Origin of the sequence: Chitinophaga pinensis DSM 2588, assembly GCF_000024005.1 — a bacterium.
Taxonomy (GTDB): Bacteria; Bacteroidota; Bacteroidia; order Chitinophagales; family Chitinophagaceae; genus Chitinophaga; species Chitinophaga pinensis.
On record NC_013132.1, the window covers coordinates 2,899,602 to 2,919,101 of the forward strand.

Genomic DNA, 19,500 nt, shown 5'->3' on the forward strand with positions numbered 1-19,500 from the left:
TAGTGATGACAACCGCTATAGAGTAATATTGTACTACGGAAAGCGCGGAAGAAAAACCTTTAAATATTCAAAACGGTAAGATGATTCTAAAGAAGGATTATTTACGTTATATCTTTATTATTCCGGTCCTTATCTGCTGTTTCTTTTTTACATCTTGTGTCAGCACCAGGAAGTCCTTGTATTTCAAAGATCTGCCTGATACTGTTATTGCCCCTGTAAAAGGAAATTTCGAGCCGGTAATACATAAAAATGACGTATTACAAATTGTTGTTAGTAGTATGAACCCCGAGGACGCTGTTGTGTTTAACACCCCAAGTGTTACAGCTGCCGGAACTCCAGGAGGTGGTAGCCAGGCAACGGGTTACCTGGTAAGTGAACAGGGATATATTGAATATCCGGTACTTGGTAAAGTCAAAGCAGAAGGACTTACCAAAGAACAACTTACAAAACAGTTGCAAAATGAATTAAACGAACGGAAGCTGCTTAAAGATCCGGTTGTTACGATTCGCTTCCTCAATTACCGGGTGACTGTTATCGGCGAAGTAGCTCACCCCACAGTAGTTAATGTCAACAGTGAGAAAATAACGATTCTTGAAGCGTTGGGATTAGCAGGAGATATCACAGTCTATGGTAAGAAGGAAAATGTAATGCTTATCAGAGAGGTAAACGGCGAAAAGACGATCAGAAGACTCAATCTTAATAGTATGGAAGTGCTTTCATCTCCTTACTATTACTTACAATCCAACGATGTGGTATATGTTGAACCTAACAAGTCGAAAGTCGCTGTAGCAACTGGCAGCAGGACTACGATACCAATCATCATCAGCACATTATCTCTGATCGTGCTTTCAATTGATAGACTGAGGAATTAGTCACGCTGATGTCACACCAATATTTTCATCCTACAAACTTGTGTTGAGAGTCATGCAACAGAAAGTAATCAATACGCGCACAAAGAGGGAGGAGCATACAGGTCTTCTGGAAATGATCAGGCATAAATACCAGCCTTACTGGCCACTATTTGTGATTGCGTCAATAATTTCTCTCTCAATAGCATATGTTTACCTGAGATATGCAACCCCATTATATAAGATGACATCTTCTTTGCTGATCAAAGAAGATACGCGTCCTACCGAGAGCTCTATCATTGAGATGATGGACCCGCTCGGCAGAGGCAAAAAAGTTGATAACGAAATTGAAATACTCAAGTCCAGAACAATTGCAAAAACAGTTGTAAGGAATCTGAACCTTTACGGAGAAGTCTTCGAAAAGGGCAGGATCAGGGACATTTCCATGTATAAAAAAGGTCCGCTGCAATTCAATTTTATTGATCCGGATCTGATCAATCCCGACGAGAACAAAATCGTTGAACTGCAATATGATTATAAAGGACAGAAAGTTTCCCTCGATGGAAAAAGTTATCCTTTAAATGATACTGTACATACCGAATGGGGCCGTATGGTGATCAGAGCAGTGCCAGGTTATAATCCTGCAGGCCAGCATGGCGAAGGATTTTATCTGCGTGTAGCGGGAGATAAAGTACTGGGCGGTGTATTCCTCAGTAACCTGAAGATCGCTGCTGCTACTAAAAACTCCAATGTACTCAGACTGGAATACGTTGATGCAGTGCCTCAGAGAGGTATGGATATGCTCAACGAAGTGATGAAAGCTTATGATAACGCGTCTATCGATGATAAGAATAAAACGGCGTCAAAAACAATGGCGTTCGTGGAAGACAGGCTGCGTATCATCACTGCCGAATTAAGTCAGGTAGAAGGTCAGATACAGGAATATAAAACAAATGAAGGTATCGTTGATATCGGTGAACAGAGTAAGATTTTCCTGAATGCCGTACAGGATAACGACGTGAGACTTAGCGAAGCCGATATGCAGTTATCCACACTTTCTGCGGTAGAACAATATGTAAGAGGTAAGAAAACAGAAGATAACCTTGTCCCGGCTACACTGGGTATCGCAGACGCAACCTTACTGGGATTGCTGAGCAAGTTACAGGATGCAGAACTGCAATACGAAAGACTGAAAAAGACGACAGGTGAAAATAGTCCCCTGCTGGCTAGTCTGAGTGCACAGATCGACAAACTGAGACCTGCCATCATGGATAATATCACCAGTTTACGCGCTAACCTTGAAGCTTCAAGAGCTAAGCTGAGTACACAGAACAACCGCTTCATGAGTATGCTGAAAGGCGTACCGAGCAAAGAGAAAACTTTGCTGGAAGTAAGCAGACAACAAGCGATTAAAAACAATATCTATACATTCCTGCTGGAAAAACGTGAAGAGACACAGCTGCAATATGCTGCTGCTATTTCTGACAGCCGTATCATCGATCTGGCAGAAGCTGAGTCTTATCCTTTCAGTCCGAAGAAATCAATGGTAATGGCACTGGCATTGATCGCCGGTATCGCTGTTGTAGCTGGTTTCATTGCTGTGAAAGATCTGATGAACAACAAGGTGATGTTCCGTTCAGATATTGAAAAAGGCACTTCTGCACCAATCATTGCAGAGATCATGTTCGACAAGAGTGGCGCGATCGCTATCACAGAAGGCAAGCGTACACCAGTGGCAGAACAGTTCAGGGCATTGAGAACCAGTTTATCTTATATTGGTATCAACGGGGACAATAAAACGATCCTGGTGACCTCTTCTATCTCCGGTGAAGGAAAGAGCTTTGTGGCAGTGAATCTGGCGCTGAGTCTTTCCCTGACGAAGAAGAAAGTCGTGTTACTGGAGTTTGACCTTAGAAAGCCAAAAGTAAGTAAGATCCTTAATGTGCCGCACCATCCGGGTATCAGTAATTACCTGGTAGGACATTCATCACTGAATGATATCCTCAAGCAGCCAATTGAGAATAATGAATACATGTACCTGCTTTCTGCAGGTGTCATTCCGCCGAATCCGACAGAGCTGATCCTGAATGGCAGACTGGAACATTTACTGGCTACACTGAGAGCTACCTTTGATTATGTGATCATTGACTCCGCTCCGGTAGGTCCGGTAACGGATGCCCGTTTGCTGGCGCCGTTTGCAGATGCTACACTCTATGTTGTGCGTCATGAAAGAACACCGAAGTTTAATCTCAAAATGATAGAAGATCTCTATGAACAGGGAGATCTCGGCAAGTTGAATATTGTATTCAATGGCCTCAAGATGCGCGGAGTACCTGGTTATGCATATGCTTATGGCGGAGGCTATGGTTATGGTAACGGACAGGGCTATGGCTACGGCTATACAGATGATCACAAGAACGGATCCGTGAAGAAAGGACGGTTTACAAAGATTTTTAAGTAAGTAATAAGGGTATTCCGGTGAGAAGTTTGCCGGAATATCCCTGACATATATTTATTGAAAACTACTCATCATGTGACTGAGGAGGCGAAGCTATGCCACTTCTCTTCCTGTTCTTTCCCGCCTTTATAGTTTCCACCTTATCGTTATTCATTCATTAATCATGCTTTATTAACTTCTAAACCCACTGAAATGGAACAGAAGACACACACCTGGTATGCAGTCTATACTAAACCCAGATGGGAGAAAAAAGTAGCCGATGCGCTTGTTCGTAAGCAAATCGAAACTTACTGTCCAATAAACAGAGTAACACATCAGTGGAGCGACAGAAAAAAGATCGTTGAAGAACCTCTTTTCAAGTCGTATGTTTTTGTCCGCATTCCTGAGGACAAGAAAACACTCGTCCGCGAAACAAGCGGTATCGTGAATTTCGTTTACTGGTTAGGAAAACCTGCCAGCATTCCTGATCATGAAGTTGAACTCATTAAACGTTTCCTGCGTGAATACCAGGACGTACAGGTTGAGCGCTTCCCGATCCAGGAAGACGATCTGATCCGAATCACTGCAGGTCCGCTGATGCACCAGCACGGAAGGGTAGTGGAAGCCGGTAAGAATACAGTGAAAGCTGTATTGTACAGTATGGGCTTCTCCCTGATCGCTACTGTGAAAACAAGTGATCTTATGCTGGTTAATAACAATGCTAAAGAATATTCCGGTGCGGCGAAAGCCAGCGTCGGCAATGTTATCTAAAAATATCAACCCTGGACATCTATGCTACACGTATTATTATGTGGAGGGTCAGGAACCCGTCTCTGGCCACTATCAAATAAACAGACGCCCAAACAATTACTGCCTTTATTTGATGGGCAGAGTTTATTGCAATTGACGTGGATACGTAATAACAATTTCTGTGATAGTGTGATGGCCGTGGTGAATGAACAACAGGCCGACATGGTGAATAGTCAGCTGCAGGAAGCAGGTGCTATCGATATCCAGATGATGGCGGAACCTGTAGGCCGTAATACCGCTGCTGCAATTGCACTGGCGGCATTCTCCACAGATCCTGAAACGCTTCTGCTCATTACGCCTGCCGATCACCTGATCGGAACGCCTGATCTGTATGCTGAGACTATTCAGAAAGCAGCTTCACTGGCAGCAGAAGGCCACCTGGTGACTATCGGTCTGCAACCAGCTTACCCTGAGACAGGATATGGTTATATCCAGTATGCCGGTTATGACGTAGTGCGCTTTACTGAAAAACCAAATGCCGTTACAGCGGAAGCAATGCTGCAAAGCGGCGACTATCTCTGGAACAGTGGTATCTTCTGTGGAAAAGCCGGTGTGCTGTTACAACAGCTGCTGGAATACGCGCCAGAAATTTATGCGTCAGCAGCAGAAGCAGCGGCGATCTGGAAGGAAACCGGCGTTATTCCGCTGGCGGCAATGAATGCAATTCCATCTGACAGTATTGACTATGCAGTGCTTGAGAAAAGTGATATCGTAAAGGTGGTACCAAGCGCTATGCAATGGAGCGATGTAGGTGGTTATGAAGCACTGGCGGAAGCGCTGGCAAGTCACTACCGTTACAGCAACAACCAGGCGGTATTCATCGAAAGCGATCCGGTTAACAGTATGGTCATCGGAAAAGATAAACTGGTAGCATTGGTAGGTGTGGAAAACGTGGTAGTGGTAAACACTCCGGAAGCCCTGCTGATCTTACAGAAAGGAAAAGGACAGGAAGTAAAACAACTGCATCAGTGGGTGAAGGAAAACAGACCCGAGCTGCTGTAAACAATATAGAACCGTATGCAACTGAACGATAAGATATATATAGCTGGTCACCGTGGAATGGTGGGCGGCGCTATCAGCAGAAGATTACAAACGCTGGGATATAATAACCTGGCGACAAGAAGCTCCACAGAAATGGACCTTCGCTCTCAGGCTGCTGTTAATGAATTTTTCGCTACAGAAAAGCCGGAATATGTATTCCTGGCTGCAGCAAAAGTTGGCGGTATTCATGCCAACAACACCTATCGTGCAGAGTTCCTGTACGATAACCTTATTATGGAGGCCAACATCATTCATGCTGCATGGCAGAATGGTGTGAAAAAACTGATGTTTCTCGGCAGCTCCTGCATCTATCCTAAACTGGCGCCACAGCCATTAAGGGAAGATAGTCTGCTGACAGGTCCATTAGAACCAACCAACGAACCTTATGCGATCGCGAAGATTGCGGGTATCAAATTATGTGAAGCATACCGTGACCAGTATGGCGCCAACTTTATCAGTGTAATGCCAACGAATCTGTATGGTATCGGCGATAATTATCACCCTGAAAATTCCCATGTACTGCCGGCACTGATCCGTCGTTTTCATGAAGCGAAAGAAGCGGGTGCAGCGAGCGTAACAGTTTGGGGAAGTGGTACACCAAAACGTGAATTTCTTTATGCCGACGATCTGGCCGCTGCCTGCGTTTACCTGATGCTGCATTATGATGAAAAAGAGCTGGTAAACATAGGAACGGGTGAGGATCTGACCATCCGCGAACTGGCGGAAACAGTAAAAGAAGTGGTAGGTTATACAGGAGGTCTGGTTTTTGATACATCCAAGCCCGACGGTACGCCACGTAAACTGATGGATGTTTCCAAACTGCATAGTCTCGGATGGAAACACAGCGTAGCGCTCAAAGAAGGACTGGCACAAGCTTATGCCGACTTTTTGCAAAAAACACAGATGGTCACATTGTAATATAAATTGTTTAACCGCGTCTCAACTTTTATAAAATGAAAGCAATCGTAATTGGTACAGGATACGTAGGGTTGGTTACCGGCGCCTGCCTCGCAGAAGTAGGTACGCAGGTAGTATGTGTGGATGTTAACGCCGAGAAGATCAATAACCTCAAAAACGGCATTTTACCTATTTATGAACCGGGTCTCGAAGAGATCGTTACCCGTAACTATAACAACGGCCGTCTGTCATTCAGCACTAGTCTTGCTGAAGTGATCCCTGGTGCGGATATCGCGTTTATCGCGGTAGGAACGCCTCCGGGTGAAGATGGTAGCGCTGATCTGCAGTATGTACTGCAGGTGGCAAAAGAAATCGGTACACATATGACCGATTACCTGGTAGTGGTGACTAAGAGCACTGTACCTGTTGGTACTGCTGTGAAAGTGAACAGGGAAATCAAACAGGCAATGATGGACAGAGAAGCACTGATCGATTATGATGTTGCTTCTAATCCTGAATTCCTGAAAGAAGGTGCGGCTGTTCAGGACTTCCTGAAACCTGACCGTATCGTGGTAGGTGTAAACACCGACAGGGCGAAAGAAGTACTGGAGCGTCTGTATCATCCATTCCTGCTGAATGGCCGTCCGATCATCTTTATGGACATCGCATCCGCAGAAATGACCAAATATGCAGCAAACGCCATGCTGGCCACTAAGATCTCTTTCATCAATGATATCGCAAACCTCTGCGAACTGGTAGGCGCTGATGTGAATAAAGTGCGTAAAGGTATCGGTAGCGATGCGAGAATCGGTAACAGCTTTATCTATCCGGGTATTGGTTACGGTGGTTCCTGCTTCCCTAAAGATGTGAAAGCACTGGTACGTACCGGTATGGATTATGGTCACGGACTGCGTATCCTGGAAGCGGTAGAAGCAGTAAACAATGATCAGAAACGTGTATTGTTCAATAAGATCAACAAACATTTTGATGGTCTGCTGAAAGATAAAACATTCGCAGTATGGGGGCTCTCTTTCAAACCTGGTACTGATGATATGCGCGAAGCTTCCAGTCTGGTACTGATCGAAGCATTGCTCGAAGCAGGTGCAAATGTGAGAGTATTTGATCCGGTAGCGGCGCATGAAGCGAAGAAGACACTGAATGACAGCGTAACCTGGGCAACTGACCTGTATGACGCTGCTGACGGTGCTGACGCAGTATTGCTGGTGACAGAATGGAACGAATTCCGCCTTCCTGACTGGAACCGCATTAAACAATTAGTAAAAACCCCTGTTGTATTTGACGGCAGGAACATTTATGATAACACATATCTTGAGAAAAGCGGTTTTATCTGTTACAGCATTGGTATCTCCCAGCCGGCAGTGAGCGTACTCTCCAGAAGTTAATGACATTATTCCCCCCACTTATCTTAATTAAAAAATATGAGTATGAAAGTTGCTTTAATCACCGGTGTAAATGGACAGGACGGTGCGTACCTGGCAGAGTTGCTGCTTGAAAAGGGATACATGGTGCATGGTATTAAACGCCGTGCGTCTTTGCTGAATACAGACAGAATTGACCATTTATATCAGGATCCTCATAGTGAAAATGTTCGTTTCAGATTACACTACGGTGATATGACCGATAGTACTAACCTGATCCGTATCATCCAGGAAACTCAACCTGACGAGATTTACAATCTCGCTGCTATGAGCCATGTGAAAGTAAGTTTTGATACACCGGAATATACTGCGAATGCAGATGGTATAGGCACTCTGCGTATACTGGAGGCACTGCGCATTCTGAAACTGGAGCATAAAACAAAAGTATATCAGGCGAGCACTTCTGAGCTGTATGGTCTGGTACAGGAAGTACCACAGAGAGAGACGACTCCCTTCTACCCACGCAGCCCGTATGCCGTTGCTAAATTATATGCTTACTGGATCACCGTTAACTATAGAGAAGCATACGGTATGTTTGCCTGCAACGGTATCCTGTTTAACCATGAAAGTCCGCTGCGTGGCGAAACTTTCGTAACACGTAAGATCACCCGTGCAGTTGCAGCGATCGCACTGGGTCTGCAGGATAAGCTGTATCTGGGTAACCTGGATGCACAGCGTGACTGGGGACATGCGAAAGACTATGTAGAAGCAATGTGGAGAATCCTGCAGCAGGATACACCAGATGATTATGTGATCGCAACCGGTATTACTACACCTGTGCGTGAATTTGTACGCATGGCGTTTGATGAACTGGGTATCGAACTGAAATTTGAAGGTACAGGTGTTGCAGAAGTAGCTTATGTAAGCGCCTGCCGCAATAAAGAATTCATTCTGCCAATCGGCAAACAGGTACTGGCGGTAGATCCGGCTTACTTCCGTCCTACAGAGGTGGAACTGCTGATAGGCGATCCTACCAAGTCTAAAACAAAATTAGGCTGGGAACCTAAATACGATCTGCAGGAGCTGGTAAGCGAAATGGTAACCTGTGACGTGGAAATATTCAGAAAGGACAGTAAAACTCAGTGGGAACAATTGGCAGGATAAGAGCTTGCTTTGCCGGAATCTGTTATGCGCGTAAAAGTATTCAATCAGTTATCGAATAATCCTAAGTACACCAAAACACTGCAATGGGTAAAACTGGTCAGCGTGACTGGTTTCGCCCAGGTTTTTGTACAGGCGGTCAGTTTATTCAGCGGTATCCTTGTGATCCGTATGCTGCAACCTGAAGAGTATGCATTGTACACACTGGCTAACACCATGCTGGGTACAATGACGGTACTGGCCGACGGTGGTATCTCTACCGGTGTGATGTCTCAGGGCGGAAAAGTATGGCAGGACCGTGACCAGTTAGGCACTGTCCTTGCTACAGGGATGGACCTTCGCCGCAAGTTTGCGGTGGGCAGTTTACTGGTGTCGATACCGGTGCTCATCTACCTGATGCTGCATCACGGAGCCAGCTGGCTGATGTCTGTCCTGATCGTTCTTTCGCTTATTCCTTCTTTCTTCATGGCACTGTCAGGTACGATTCTGCAGATTGCGCCGAAGCTGAGACAGGACATTGCACCCTTGCAGAAGAACCAGGTCTACATGAACTTAGGCAGGCTGGTATTGCTGGCACTGACCATCTTTATTTTCCCTTTTGCTTTTGTAGCAGTACTCGCAGCAGGATTGCCACAGATATGGGGAAATATGAACCTCCGGAAGATATCATCCGGGTATGCGGACTGGCATAAGAAACCCGATCCTGCCATCAGGCAGAATATTATGAAGATGGTACGCCGTCTGCTGCCCATGGGAATCTACACCTGTCTGTCCGGACAGATCACGATCTGGCTGATCTCCATCTTCGGTACGACCAAAGGGGTGGCACAGCTGGGCGCACTGGACAGGTTGTCAATGGCGCTGAGTTTTATTACGATCGTTTTTGGCACTGTGATCTTACCGAGGTTTTCAAGACTGCCTAATAACAAGGCGTTGCTGATGCGACGTTTTGTGCAGATACAGGGGGGATTACTGGCAATGGGTGTCTGCATCGTTTTTACGGCATGGCTCTTCTCTGCACAGATCCTGAAAATACTGGGACCGAATTATTCGAATCTGACAAACGAGGTAGTACTCAAGATCACCATCAGTTGTCTCGGTATTATCGCTGCTTCTACTTTTTCGTTGTTCACAAGCAGGAGCTGGGCTATCAACCCGTTCATCTCCATTCCGGTAAGTATTGCATCGATCGCATTGGGCGTCGCATTTATCGATGTATCGTCCCTGCGCGGTGTACTCTTCATGAACATCATGATACAGCTGATACAGGTAGTGATGAATGTTTCATACACTTTCCTGAAGATCAGCAAAACAAACAACTCATTACCCACTGAAAATAACAAAGAAACTATATGACATATTACTATCAGGTAGAAGGATTACTCCGCAATAATATCGGAGATGTACTTCAGGGAATGGTCGCAAAGGACCTCTTGCCTGAAGGCGCAAAGGTAGCTGACAGGGAAGCACTGGCTGACCTGGCAGGCAGAGATAGCGGACTGCTGGTCGCTAACGGCTGGTACATGCACTCTTTTGCGAAGTTTCCCGCACCGGATAATATTACGCCTTTATATGCCGCTGTGCATGTCGCTAACTCTGCTTTGCTGTCAAGCGAACATGTAAGAGAGCATTTCAAACAGCACGCACCTATCGGCTGCCGTGATACAAAAACTTTACGTCTGCTGCTGGGCTGGGGCATTCCTGCTTACTATTCCAGCTGTCTGACCATCACCTCCAAACCACGTGGTCCTATCAACAAGAATCCTGATGGCGAGATCATCCTGGTTGATAACGTAGACCATCCGGTACCGGATGCAGTGGTTGCCAAACTGGAAAAAGTACTGGGTAAGAAGATGGTGAGAGTATCTCACGATCCGCCGGATACAAGTGGTAGCATCGAAGCATATGCAAAAGTATCAGAAGAGCACATGAACAGTCTGCTGGCGCGTTACTGCAATGCATCCCTGATCCTGACCACCAAGATCCACTGTGCACTGCCTTGTCTGGGTATGGGTGCAAACGTGAAACTGATCCATCCAAATCCTGCTGACCCGCGTCTGGCAACGGTAGCAGAGTTCATCGATATTATTTCCTATAAGGATATCCTCGATAAAGGGGATGCAGGTCTCAACGATTCCCCTGTCAACAAAGAAGCGCTGGCAAAGAGAAAAGCGTTCCTGTTAGAGCTGGTAGCTGACTCTGTGAAAGAAGGCGCCAATGCTGTACAGGTATCAGGTAAAATGCGTTACCGTCTGATCAGAATGAAAGCTAACCTGTTGTCTAAGCTGTACCGCATGAGCGTTGTACTGTCTTACCGCACAGGATTTGCAAAAGAAAAGATCCAGAGAGTGTATGGCGCAGGTTTCTGATAAACAACGTATACTGGTTTATTCTACCCAGTTAATGGAAACTGGTGGTATAGAAAGCCATCTGCTGGAATTCTGCCGGCAGATGGCTGCTAACGGTACGGAAATTGACCTGGTGGTGCTGAATGCAGCGACTACCGGCGAAACAGAGCAGTTCTACAGAAGTATCTGTCGTAAGGTACACTTCGGAAGACACGGCCGTTCCTACAAACGTTTACTGTGGATGTTGCAGACAGGATTAAAACTGCGCAGCTCCCGTAAATACGACGCCGTTTATACCAATGGTCAGGGAGAGAGTATCTGGATGTTGTCCCGTATGCTGCCGGGTTATGCCACCTGGGTACATCATCACCATACTTCCGGTGATGCGAAAGACCAGGCTACCTGGGGCGAGAAATATAAAAAGACATTGCATACTGCCAATACCATTATTGCCTGTTCACACAGAAATGCAGGCGATATGCAAAGCGTATTGCAACGTCAGGTGGACACGATTCCCTGTTTCTCCAGAAATGTGGAAGTCTCTTTCACCGAAAATAATTCAGGTAAACTGCGCTTCGGTTATTATGGCCGTCTGATTGCAGAGAAAGGCATCGATCTGATCTGCAGAATGAGTGAAGACGCAGATCTGAAAAACGAAGTGGAATTTCATCTGTGGGGAGAAGGAAAGAATTATCCGGCTCCTTATTTCGATCAATATCCCAATGTACATTATCACGGTACCTTTGCAGGAGAAGCGGGTTTAAAGGGCGCTATAGCGCAACTGGACGCCTATCTGCTGCTATCTGTACATCCGGAGGGACTGCCTATCAGTCTGCTGGAAGCAATGAGTGCAGGATTACCCTGGCTGGCGACAGACAGAGGCGGTATTCCGGACATTGCCTGTGATCCTTTGTCCACACGAGTGATATCGGCAGCAGTGGATTATGAAGCTGCAAAAAACGCTGTACTGGCATTTGCAAAAGATATCAGGAGCGGACTGGTGACAAAGACGACGCAGAAGGACCTGTATGCAAAGAGATTTTCTGCCGTGGCATTACGCACTGCCTGGAGTAATGTACTTGGACTTCAAAAGCAAAACTAACAATGGTCATTATATCACATCCCACCGGTAATGCCAATCTGAGAGCTGCAGTAGCTGGTCTCGCAGATGCAGGCATACTGTCTGAGTTTCATACGGCCATTGCCAGCTTTCCTGGATCTGCATTCGGACGCCTTGCCGGTTTCGGACCACTGTCAGAAATCAAGCGTCGCGGTTATGAACCACGTCTGGAAGCATATACCCGCTTACATCCCTGGCATGAACTGGGACGCCTTGCAGCGACAAAAGCGGGCTTTAAAAGCCTTACAAGGCAGGAAAAAGGCATGTTCTCAGTAGATGCTGTTTATCATGCCATGGACAGAAGAGTGGCTGCCCGTCTGAAAAGTGTTGCCCGTAAAGCAAATGCGGTGTATGCCTATGAAGATGGCGCCATGCTTTCATTCAGAGAAGCAGACCGCCTGGGGCTGAAACGCCTGTATGACCTGCCGATAGGTTACTGGCGCGCTTCTCAACGTCTGTTGTCACAGGAACTGGAACGCTGGCCGGCATGGAAGAATACCATATCGAGCCTGAGCGCTTCTCAGAAAAAACTGGATAGAAAAGACGAAGAGCTACAACTGGCCGACAGGATTTTTGTAGCCAGCAGTTTTACTGCCAAAACACTGAAAGATTACCCCGGACAGCTTGCACAGATTGATGTGATACCTTATGGTTTCCCCGCTGTGTCAGCTACAAGGGACTATGATAAAATATCCGGCCGGCCACTGAAAATATTGTTTGTAGGTGGTCTGTCACAAAGGAAAGGTATCGCCGATCTTTTTGCTGCTGCTGATAAACTGGGCAATGCGGTAGAACTGACAATCGTGGGAAAGAAGATGTCGGATAACTGTCCGGCACTGGATAAAGAACTGGCGAAGCATACCTACATTCCTAGTCTGGCACATGCAGACATTCTGAAGCTGATGCGAACACAGGATGTATTCATCTTCCCTTCGTTGTTTGAAGGATTCGGACTGGTGATCACAGAAGCGATGTCACAAGGCACACCGGTGATTACGACTGACCGTACTGCGGGACCGGATCTGATCACGGATGGAAAGAACGGCTGGCTGACAGCTACCGGTTCGACGGATGCTTTATATGATGCGATTGCTGCTTTGCTGAACAATCCTGACAGTGTCGCCGAAGCGGGGCTGGCAGCGATGGAAAAGGCCCGCAGCAGACCATGGGCAGTGTACGGGCAGGAGCTTGCCGCTGCTATCTCAAAAGTTTAATTACATGACGTTTGTATAAGTGTGAAAATGAATAATCAGCATCCCAATAATATGACGGCGGATCGTATGGCCGACCTGGCATCCCGGCGCTTTCGCGAGATCACAGCAATGAACGATCAGAAGTTCATGCTGCGGCTGAAGCAAGGCGTGTGGGCATATCTGCTGCTGCTGTTATTTGAGGGCGCTTTGCGTAAATGGTTCCTGACACCGCTGGCGACGCCTTTGCTGGTTGTACGTGATCCGATCGCTTTATGGCTGATCCTGATGTGCTGGCATCGCAGGTTGTTTATTCCTTCCTACGCCTTGCCACTGATGACCATCATAGGTGTGCTCGGGTTGGTATTTGCCGTAACGGTCGGTCATGGGAATCCCTATGTGGCCGTGTTTGGAGCGCGCATATTGCTGATCCATTTTCCCATGATATTCGTTATTCAGGGACTATTTACACGAAAGGACGTCATACAGGTCGGGAAGTTTATGGTAGCCTTATCGATACCGATGCTGATTCTGATTGCTTTGCAGTTCTATAGTCCGCAGAGCGCCTGGGTAAACAGAGGTGTCGGTGGTGATGAAGGTGGTGCAGGTTTTAGTGGTGCAATGGGGTATTTCCGTCCGCCAGGTACCTTCTCTTTTACGAATGGTACAACCTTGTTCTTTAGTTTACTGGGCCCTTATTTACTTTATTTCTGGTTGAATCCGGATGGTATCAAACGCTGGGTATTGATCGGTGGTACGATCGCCCTGTTGATGGCAATACCACTGTCTATCAGCCGTGCATTATTATTCCAGACGATCATCGGTGTGATGTTCTGCATGTTTGCAGGATCTAGTAATCCGAAGTACGCCGGTAAGTTGTTCGGGGCATTGTTCGGCCTTGTTGTACTGATCCTTATACTTAGTCAGACTTCCATTGTAGGAGGGGCCATAGAAGTATTTATGGCTCGCTTTGAGAATGCGAACGAAAGTGAGGGTGGTATGGAAGGTGTATTTATAGATCGTTTTCTTGGTGGATTGGTAGGTGCATTCAACACCACTTCTGCATTACCCTTATGGGGATATGGTATCGGTATGGGAACGAATGTTGGTTCCATGCTGCTGACCGGAGGCGTTACCTTTCTGATCGCAGAAGGGGAGTGGGGCAGAACCATCGGGGAACTGGGACCTATTCTTGGTCTGGGCGTTGTATTCATCCGTATGGGAATGGCGATTAATATGGGCTGGCTTTCCTTTGACAGATTACGTCGCACGGGGGATATGCTTGCATGGATGTTGTTTAGTGATGCATTCCTGCTGGTCGCCCAGGGACAATGGGGACAACCGACAGGTCTTGGCTTCTGTGTATTTATCGGTGGATTGCTCCTGGCATCGCTGCGTGAGGATGAAGTAGAAGAAGTAGTAGCGACAGTCGCTGAAGAAGAAGAAAAGCCTGTTGAGCAGCAAAAAATTTATTATCATAACTAAGATGACCTGTGAAACTTAATGTGTAGGTGTAACAGTAGCTGTTGCATCACTGAATAGCGTAATCAGAGATTATTATAACCATACTTATTGTTCGAGGGACCTTATCTGTCTGTCCTTTCTTATGTTGATATGAGGCAGACAAAATCTCTCCTTCAATACCTGTATATAGCTAAGGCGATTATTGACAATCACAATAGTTTATCAGGTTTTCATCAATAGACCAATATAAAGTTTAGGAGGCCAGGGATGGCCTGTACTATGCTGCTTTAACCAAACCGCTATGAGTACCCAATCAAGAATTGCATGGATCGATACCCTGAAGGGTATTGGTATTCTGACAGTAGTGGCCGGACATATATTTCCGGATGCTGTGTCCAGGTACATCTTTCTTTTTCACATGCCCCTGTTCTTTTTTATCGGAGGTTTTCTGTTTAAACCTGCTGCCGATCAGAAAGAATACCTGGCAAAGAAATCGTTTCACCTCCTGGTGCCTTACGTTGCATTTCTTTTCCTGATCTATGTGCCATATGAACTGAAAGAGATCATGGCTGGTCGTGAAACGTATGTGAAAGCAGTGATCAGACCTGTGTTGGGCGGACGTTATCTGATTGAGTGGGTGTCGGTGTTCTGGTATATCACCTGCTTCTTTCTGGTACAACAGGTGATGAATGTGCTGATGAACAAAGTGAGTAAAAAAGTCATTGATCTGTTGATGCTGGCAAGTTTGCTGGTTAGTTATGCACTGAGCAGATTTCTACCTTCTTTCTGGTTGCCATGGAATGCAGATGTGGTGTTTGCAGCATTACCGATTTTCTACCTGGGTTACCTGTACAAAGGCGCACAGGAGCAGATCAGCAGGTATAAGATCGTATTATTTCTGTTGCTTGCCGGCGTGATTGTATTCACTTATTACTATCCGGCTAACAGGTATGAAATGAAATCGGCTGTGTATGGTATTCCTTTTGTTACGCTATTCTCCAGCCTGGTTATTGTACTATGCCTGATAGAGTTATCAAAACTGATTGCCAGCAACGCCACTATCAGTAAAGTGTTTAATGAACTGGGTACTGCTTCAATGATTGTGATGTTCCTGCATCAGCCTATACAGTTCATCGCAAGAGAGCAGTTTGGTATAACAGATCCTGCCACGCGTTTTTTTATAGCAGTGGTATTGTCGATGGGAGGTTATTATCTGCTGAACAGTATGGCTTTTGGAAGAGCCGTTTTCATGGGATCACTGACAGATTTCAAAAAGATATTCAGCAGGGAAAAGCTGGCAACGGTATAAAAGAAAAGGGAAAATTAAACGGAACGTATGCGCATTGTTTTAGTAGGGAATTATCCGAAGGATAAACAGGAAAGTATGGAGCGGTTTGCCAGAATGATGGAAGCCGGCTTTAAGAATGCCGGTCATGCTGTGGATATCTGGCGTCCGTCTGTTTGCTTCGGTCGTCCTTTTAAAGCAACAACGGGAGGAATCGCCAAGTGGTTCGGATATCTGGATAAGTGGGTGTTATATGCACTTGTACTACGTGTAAAGCGGTTGTTTGCAGGAGCGGATACGCTGTATCATGTATGTGATCATTCCAACTCCTTTTATGTAAGACACCTGCCTCCTACACGGACCAGCATTACCTGTCATGATGTGCTGGCTATCAGAGGCGGACTGGGATATGCAGATGCCTATGCGCCTGCTTCCGGTTTTGGTAAATACATGCAACGCTGGATACTTTCCAATCTGCTCACCGCTAAAAAGATCGCCTGTGTATCTCAGTTTACATTGGGACAATTGACAGATCTCGCAAAAGGTAAAGGAAAACAACCTGCTGACTGGCGGGTGATACACAATGGATTCAATGATGATTTCAGTCCTGTCAGCAAAGAAGAAAGCAGAGAATTGCTGAAAAGTGTCGGCGTTAATATAGACGAACCTTACATCCTGCATGTAGGCTCCCGTCAACTCCGTAAGAACCGTAAGATGCTGATCGACATGGTACATGCGATCAGTGATAAATACAAAGGTAAGATCGTGTACGCTGGCTTTGAGATAGAACCTGCTCTATATGCACATGCAGCACAGCTGGGGATAAAAGACAGGGTGATCGGCGTAACCAAGCCACCACATAAAGTATTGAAAGCATTATACAGTGCTGCCTATGCCTTTGTTTTTCCTTCCTTATCAGAAGGATTTGGCTGGCCGGTCATTGAAGCACAGGCATGTGGTACACCTGTTATTGCCAGCAGTACAGCGCCCATGCCGGAAGTAAGCGGAGGCGCAGCATTACATGCAGATCCGTTGAAGCCGGAAGCATTTGCCAATGCGCTGGCGCAATTATCTGATCCGGCTCTAAGAACAAAACTGCTGGAAGACGGAAGACGTAACGTTACGCATTTCACGCCTGAGATCATGATGGATGCGTATGAGGCGATGCTGGGTATCAGTACCGACAGCAGGAAAGCGGGTGTACAGGAACGTAACAGATCTGTAGCATTGCCCCAATAAGAAAGTAACAATCACCTAATTAATAGAAAAGAAAAGCACCGATGAATATTCTTCATATCATCCCTTCGTATAAGCCGGCATATATCTATGGTGGTCCCATTTATTCCAGTTCTGCCCTGTGTGAACAGCTGGTGGCAGACGGACATAAAGTGACTGTACTGACTACAACCGCAAACGGAGAGGTGGAACTGGATGTGCCCCCCGGTGTGGCACAGAACATTGATGGTGTAAGTACGCTGTACTTCAAACGCGTCACTAAAGATAATACCAACTTCTCACCTGATCTTGTTAAATACCTCTATAAGAATATCAAGCAGTATGACGCTGTGCATATTCATTCCTGGTGGAATCTTGTAGCCATCTTCACCGTACTGGTATGTTATATCAGAAGAGTGAGACCGGTATTTTCACCAAGAGGAATGCTCTGCCAGTATATCCTGGAAACGAATCACCCTTTCCAGAAGAAGATCATACAGACAGTGATCGGTAACAGACTGCTGCCTAAGGTGAAATTTCATGCGACGTCTACAGCAGAAGTACATGAGATCAAAGGATTGTATCCTTCTTCACAGGTAGAAGAGATATTCAACTTCGTATCTGTTCCTGAAACACCGACTGTGCCTAAGGCGCCGGCAGGGGAGAAGATCAAGTTTCTTTTCATGAGCCGTATCGATCCGAAGAAAGGACTGGAACTGCTTTTCAAAGGACTGAGCATGGTACAGTTTCCATATGAACTGAACATTGCAGGCCCTTATAAAGAAGAATACCTGGAACAGTTAAAAGCAGCTACACGCGAGCATGGTATTGATCAGCACGTGAACTGGCTAGGCCCGGTGTATGGGGAAGCGAAGTTTAAATTGTTGCGTGAGAATGATGTAATGGTGCTGACTTCTTACAATGAAAACTTTGCAAACATTGTGATAGAATCACTGGCTGTAGGTACACCGGTATTGATTAGCAACATGGTTGGGCTCAGTAATTACATCTCCAGCAATGATCTGGGATGGATCTCCACGATCGATCCTGTGAATATCAAGGAAACATTAGAGAAGGCTTACGCAGAAAGAGAGCGTTTACCTGAATTGTCAATGCGTGCACCGCAAATGATGAAGAAAGATTTTGACAGAAAGAGCCTGGTAAATAAATACCTGGATCTGTACAGGGCGAACTAAACGCGTGTCTGTCGTATTGAATTAAAAAATCCGAAAGGGAGATCAAAGATAGCATGTCAATAAGATTAAAGAAGAGCACTGTTATCATCCTGTTAGTCGTGTATATGCTGGCGGTGATATACGTTGTGTTCCTCGATCCAACGAGAGTAGCGGGCGAGCGGTATGCGGAGCCAAGATGGATGCCACTGAAGAGTACCTATGATTTTATTATAGAAGCCGGTAAGTCAGTCCGGTATATCCGTTACTGGGCGTTTTTTGCGCTGAACCTTATCGGGAACGTTATCATGTTTATGCCACTGGGTTTTCTGCTGGAAGCATTATCAGCAGGAGCTGCCAACAAAATAAGAGTAATCACGATCGCATTCTTTTTCAGTCTGAGTATTGAATTACTGCAACTGGTGCTGATGATCGGTGTGTATGACGCCGATGACATTGTACTGAACACATTGGGCGCCTGGCTCGGCTTGTGTCTATATCGCAAAATGGTAAAGAAGAATGTGGTCCTTGTTCATAATAATTCCTGAATAGTCATGAATAATTTTTATCTGTCACAGGTCCGCCTGAAGGACTTTGACGCATCTGAAGGTCTGAACCGCGGAGCAGGCAAGTTCAAAGAAGCCTGCTGGTATATTGTGAAGATGTTTTTCTTCCTCACTGCTTTTCCTATTCCATCTGGTATCAAGGCCAGAATGCTGCGCCTGTTTGGTGCGAAAGTAGGGAACGGTGTGGTGATTAAACCGAGAGTAAATATTCATTTTCCATGGAAACTGGAGATCGGCGATGATGTATGGTTGGGAGAAGAAGCCTACCTGCTGAATTTTGAGCAGATGGTCATTGGTAACAACGTATGTATATCACAACGTGCATTTCTGTGTGGAGGTAATCATAACTACCGTCATCCGGCGATGCCTTACCGTAACGCGCCGATCGTGCTGATGGATGGCTGCTGGGTAGGCGCCTGTGTATTTATCGGCCCTGGTGTAACAGTAGGAACAGACACGGTGATCACAGCAGGATCTGTTGTAACAGCCTCTGTATCGCAGAATGGTATCTTCAAAGGCAATCCGTTGGCCTTTGTTTCAGAAAGATGGAAATAACCTAAAAAGCAA

The 19,500-nt window shown here is 46.0% G+C and carries 17 protein-coding genes; all 17 read left to right on the forward strand.

Annotated elements, in window-relative coordinates; all coding sequences use genetic code 11:
- Window positions 1-80: 80 nt before the first annotated feature.
- The 17 genes from CPIN_RS11795 to CPIN_RS11875 all read left to right on the forward strand — a co-directional run bounded on the left by CPIN_RS11795 (window position 81) and on the right by CPIN_RS11875 (window position 19,488).
- Window positions 81-872, forward strand: a complete 792-nt coding sequence (locus CPIN_RS11795; protein ID WP_012790025.1) for a polysaccharide biosynthesis/export family protein — start codon at window positions 81-83, stop codon at window positions 870-872.
- Window positions 873-924: 52 nt separating this feature from the next.
- Window positions 925-3,309 (forward strand): GumC family protein, encoded by a 2,385-nt coding sequence (locus tag CPIN_RS11800; protein ID WP_012790026.1) that lies wholly within the window; start codon window positions 925-927, stop codon window positions 3,307-3,309.
- A 189-nt stretch (window positions 3,310-3,498) separates the two neighbouring features.
- Window positions 3,499-4,056, forward strand: coding sequence for a UpxY family transcription antiterminator (locus tag CPIN_RS11805; protein WP_012790027.1), 558 nt, complete (start codon window positions 3,499-3,501; stop codon window positions 4,054-4,056).
- A 21-nt stretch (window positions 4,057-4,077) separates the two neighbouring features.
- The gene (locus tag CPIN_RS11810) at window positions 4,078-5,097 is read left to right on the forward strand and encodes a mannose-1-phosphate guanylyltransferase (protein WP_012790028.1); all 1,020 of its coding nucleotides are present in this window, start codon (window positions 4,078-4,080) and stop codon (window positions 5,095-5,097) included.
- A 15-nt stretch (window positions 5,098-5,112) separates the two neighbouring features.
- Window positions 5,113-6,054 carry a GDP-L-fucose synthase gene (gene fcl, locus CPIN_RS11815; RefSeq protein ID WP_012790029.1) on the forward strand — a complete coding sequence of 314 codons (942 nt, stop codon included), beginning with the start codon at window positions 5,113-5,115 and terminating at the stop codon, window positions 6,052-6,054.
- 35 nt (window positions 6,055-6,089) lie between these two features.
- Window positions 6,090-7,436 carry a UDP-glucose dehydrogenase family protein gene (locus CPIN_RS11820; RefSeq protein WP_012790030.1) on the forward strand — a complete coding sequence of 449 codons (1,347 nt, stop codon included), beginning with the start codon at window positions 6,090-6,092 and terminating at the stop codon, window positions 7,434-7,436.
- A gap of 42 nt (window positions 7,437-7,478) precedes the next feature.
- Window positions 7,479-8,576 (forward strand): GDP-mannose 4,6-dehydratase, encoded by a 1,098-nt coding sequence (gmd, locus tag CPIN_RS11825; RefSeq protein ID WP_012790031.1) that lies wholly within the window; start codon window positions 7,479-7,481, stop codon window positions 8,574-8,576.
- 24 nt (window positions 8,577-8,600) lie between these two features.
- Window positions 8,601-9,929: an MATE family efflux transporter gene (locus CPIN_RS11830; RefSeq protein ID WP_012790032.1), complete on the forward strand. Its 1,329-nt coding sequence runs from the start codon at window positions 8,601-8,603 to the stop codon at window positions 9,927-9,929.
- The gene (locus CPIN_RS11835) at window positions 9,926-10,942 is read left to right on the forward strand and encodes a polysaccharide pyruvyl transferase family protein (RefSeq protein WP_012790033.1); all 1,017 of its coding nucleotides are present in this window, start codon (window positions 9,926-9,928) and stop codon (window positions 10,940-10,942) included. The genes CPIN_RS11830 and CPIN_RS11835 overlap by 4 nt, the downstream gene beginning before the upstream one ends.
- A complete protein-coding gene (locus CPIN_RS11840) occupies window positions 10,926-12,023 on the forward strand; it encodes a glycosyltransferase family 4 protein (protein WP_012790034.1) in 1,098 nt (365 codons plus the stop codon). Before CPIN_RS11835 ends, CPIN_RS11840 begins: the two co-directional genes overlap by 17 nt.
- A gap of 2 nt (window positions 12,024-12,025) precedes the next feature.
- Complete coding sequence (locus CPIN_RS11845) at window positions 12,026-13,255, forward strand: glycosyltransferase family 4 protein (RefSeq protein WP_012790035.1); 1,230 nt, start codon at window positions 12,026-12,028, stop codon at window positions 13,253-13,255.
- A 27-nt stretch (window positions 13,256-13,282) separates the two neighbouring features.
- Window positions 13,283-14,716 carry a hypothetical protein gene (locus CPIN_RS11850; RefSeq protein ID WP_012790036.1) on the forward strand — a complete coding sequence of 478 codons (1,434 nt, stop codon included), beginning with the start codon at window positions 13,283-13,285 and terminating at the stop codon, window positions 14,714-14,716.
- Window positions 14,717-14,996: 280 nt separating this feature from the next.
- Window positions 14,997-16,004: an acyltransferase family protein gene (locus tag CPIN_RS11855; protein WP_012790037.1), complete on the forward strand. Its 1,008-nt coding sequence runs from the start codon at window positions 14,997-14,999 to the stop codon at window positions 16,002-16,004.
- Between the two features lie 27 nt (window positions 16,005-16,031).
- Complete coding sequence (locus CPIN_RS11860) at window positions 16,032-17,219, forward strand: glycosyltransferase family 4 protein (RefSeq protein WP_012790038.1); 1,188 nt, start codon at window positions 16,032-16,034, stop codon at window positions 17,217-17,219.
- Between the two features lie 41 nt (window positions 17,220-17,260).
- On the forward strand, window positions 17,261-18,391 hold the full coding sequence (locus CPIN_RS11865) for an XrtY-associated glycosyltransferase XYAG1 (RefSeq protein WP_012790039.1): 1,131 nt from the start codon (window positions 17,261-17,263) through the stop codon (window positions 18,389-18,391).
- Window positions 18,392-18,444: 53 nt separating this feature from the next.
- Window positions 18,445-18,915, forward strand: a complete 471-nt coding sequence (locus tag CPIN_RS36565) for a VanZ family protein (RefSeq protein ID WP_012790040.1) — start codon at window positions 18,445-18,447, stop codon at window positions 18,913-18,915.
- A 6-nt stretch (window positions 18,916-18,921) separates the two neighbouring features.
- Complete coding sequence (locus CPIN_RS11875) at window positions 18,922-19,488, forward strand: WcaF family extracellular polysaccharide biosynthesis acetyltransferase (protein ID WP_012790041.1); 567 nt, start codon at window positions 18,922-18,924, stop codon at window positions 19,486-19,488.
- The last annotated feature ends 12 nt before the right edge of the window (window positions 19,489-19,500 follow it).

What these genes read in the sequence shown, in the direction of transcription:
- CPIN_RS11795 (WP_012790025.1), top strand. Translation starts at nt 81, where the DNA reads ATGATTCTAAAGAAGGATTATTTACGTTATATCTTTATTATTCCGGTC.
- CPIN_RS11800 (WP_012790026.1), top strand. Translation starts at nt 925, where the DNA reads ATGCAACAGAAAGTAATCAATACGCGCACAAAGAGGGAGGAGCATACA.
- CPIN_RS11805 (WP_012790027.1), top strand. Translation starts at nt 3,499, where the DNA reads ATGGAACAGAAGACACACACCTGGTATGCAGTCTATACTAAACCCAGA.
- CPIN_RS11810 (WP_012790028.1), top strand. Translation starts at nt 4,078, where the DNA reads ATGCTACACGTATTATTATGTGGAGGGTCAGGAACCCGTCTCTGGCCA.
- fcl (WP_012790029.1), top strand. Translation starts at nt 5,113, where the DNA reads ATGCAACTGAACGATAAGATATATATAGCTGGTCACCGTGGAATGGTG.
- CPIN_RS11820 (WP_012790030.1), top strand. Translation starts at nt 6,090, where the DNA reads ATGAAAGCAATCGTAATTGGTACAGGATACGTAGGGTTGGTTACCGGC.
- gmd (WP_012790031.1), top strand. Translation starts at nt 7,479, where the DNA reads ATGAAAGTTGCTTTAATCACCGGTGTAAATGGACAGGACGGTGCGTAC.
- CPIN_RS11830 (WP_012790032.1), top strand. Translation starts at nt 8,601, where the DNA reads ATGCGCGTAAAAGTATTCAATCAGTTATCGAATAATCCTAAGTACACC.
- CPIN_RS11835 (WP_012790033.1), top strand. Translation starts at nt 9,926, where the DNA reads ATGACATATTACTATCAGGTAGAAGGATTACTCCGCAATAATATCGGA.
- CPIN_RS11840 (WP_012790034.1), top strand. Translation starts at nt 10,926, where the DNA reads ATGGCGCAGGTTTCTGATAAACAACGTATACTGGTTTATTCTACCCAG.
- CPIN_RS11845 (WP_012790035.1), top strand. Translation starts at nt 12,026, where the DNA reads ATGGTCATTATATCACATCCCACCGGTAATGCCAATCTGAGAGCTGCA.
- CPIN_RS11850 (WP_012790036.1), top strand. Translation starts at nt 13,283, where the DNA reads ATGAATAATCAGCATCCCAATAATATGACGGCGGATCGTATGGCCGAC.
- CPIN_RS11855 (WP_012790037.1), top strand. Translation starts at nt 14,997, where the DNA reads ATGAGTACCCAATCAAGAATTGCATGGATCGATACCCTGAAGGGTATT.
- CPIN_RS11860 (WP_012790038.1), top strand. Translation starts at nt 16,032, where the DNA reads ATGCGCATTGTTTTAGTAGGGAATTATCCGAAGGATAAACAGGAAAGT.
- CPIN_RS11865 (WP_012790039.1), top strand. Translation starts at nt 17,261, where the DNA reads ATGAATATTCTTCATATCATCCCTTCGTATAAGCCGGCATATATCTAT.
- CPIN_RS36565 (WP_012790040.1), top strand. Translation starts at nt 18,445, where the DNA reads ATGTCAATAAGATTAAAGAAGAGCACTGTTATCATCCTGTTAGTCGTG.
- CPIN_RS11875 (WP_012790041.1), top strand. Translation starts at nt 18,922, where the DNA reads ATGAATAATTTTTATCTGTCACAGGTCCGCCTGAAGGACTTTGACGCA.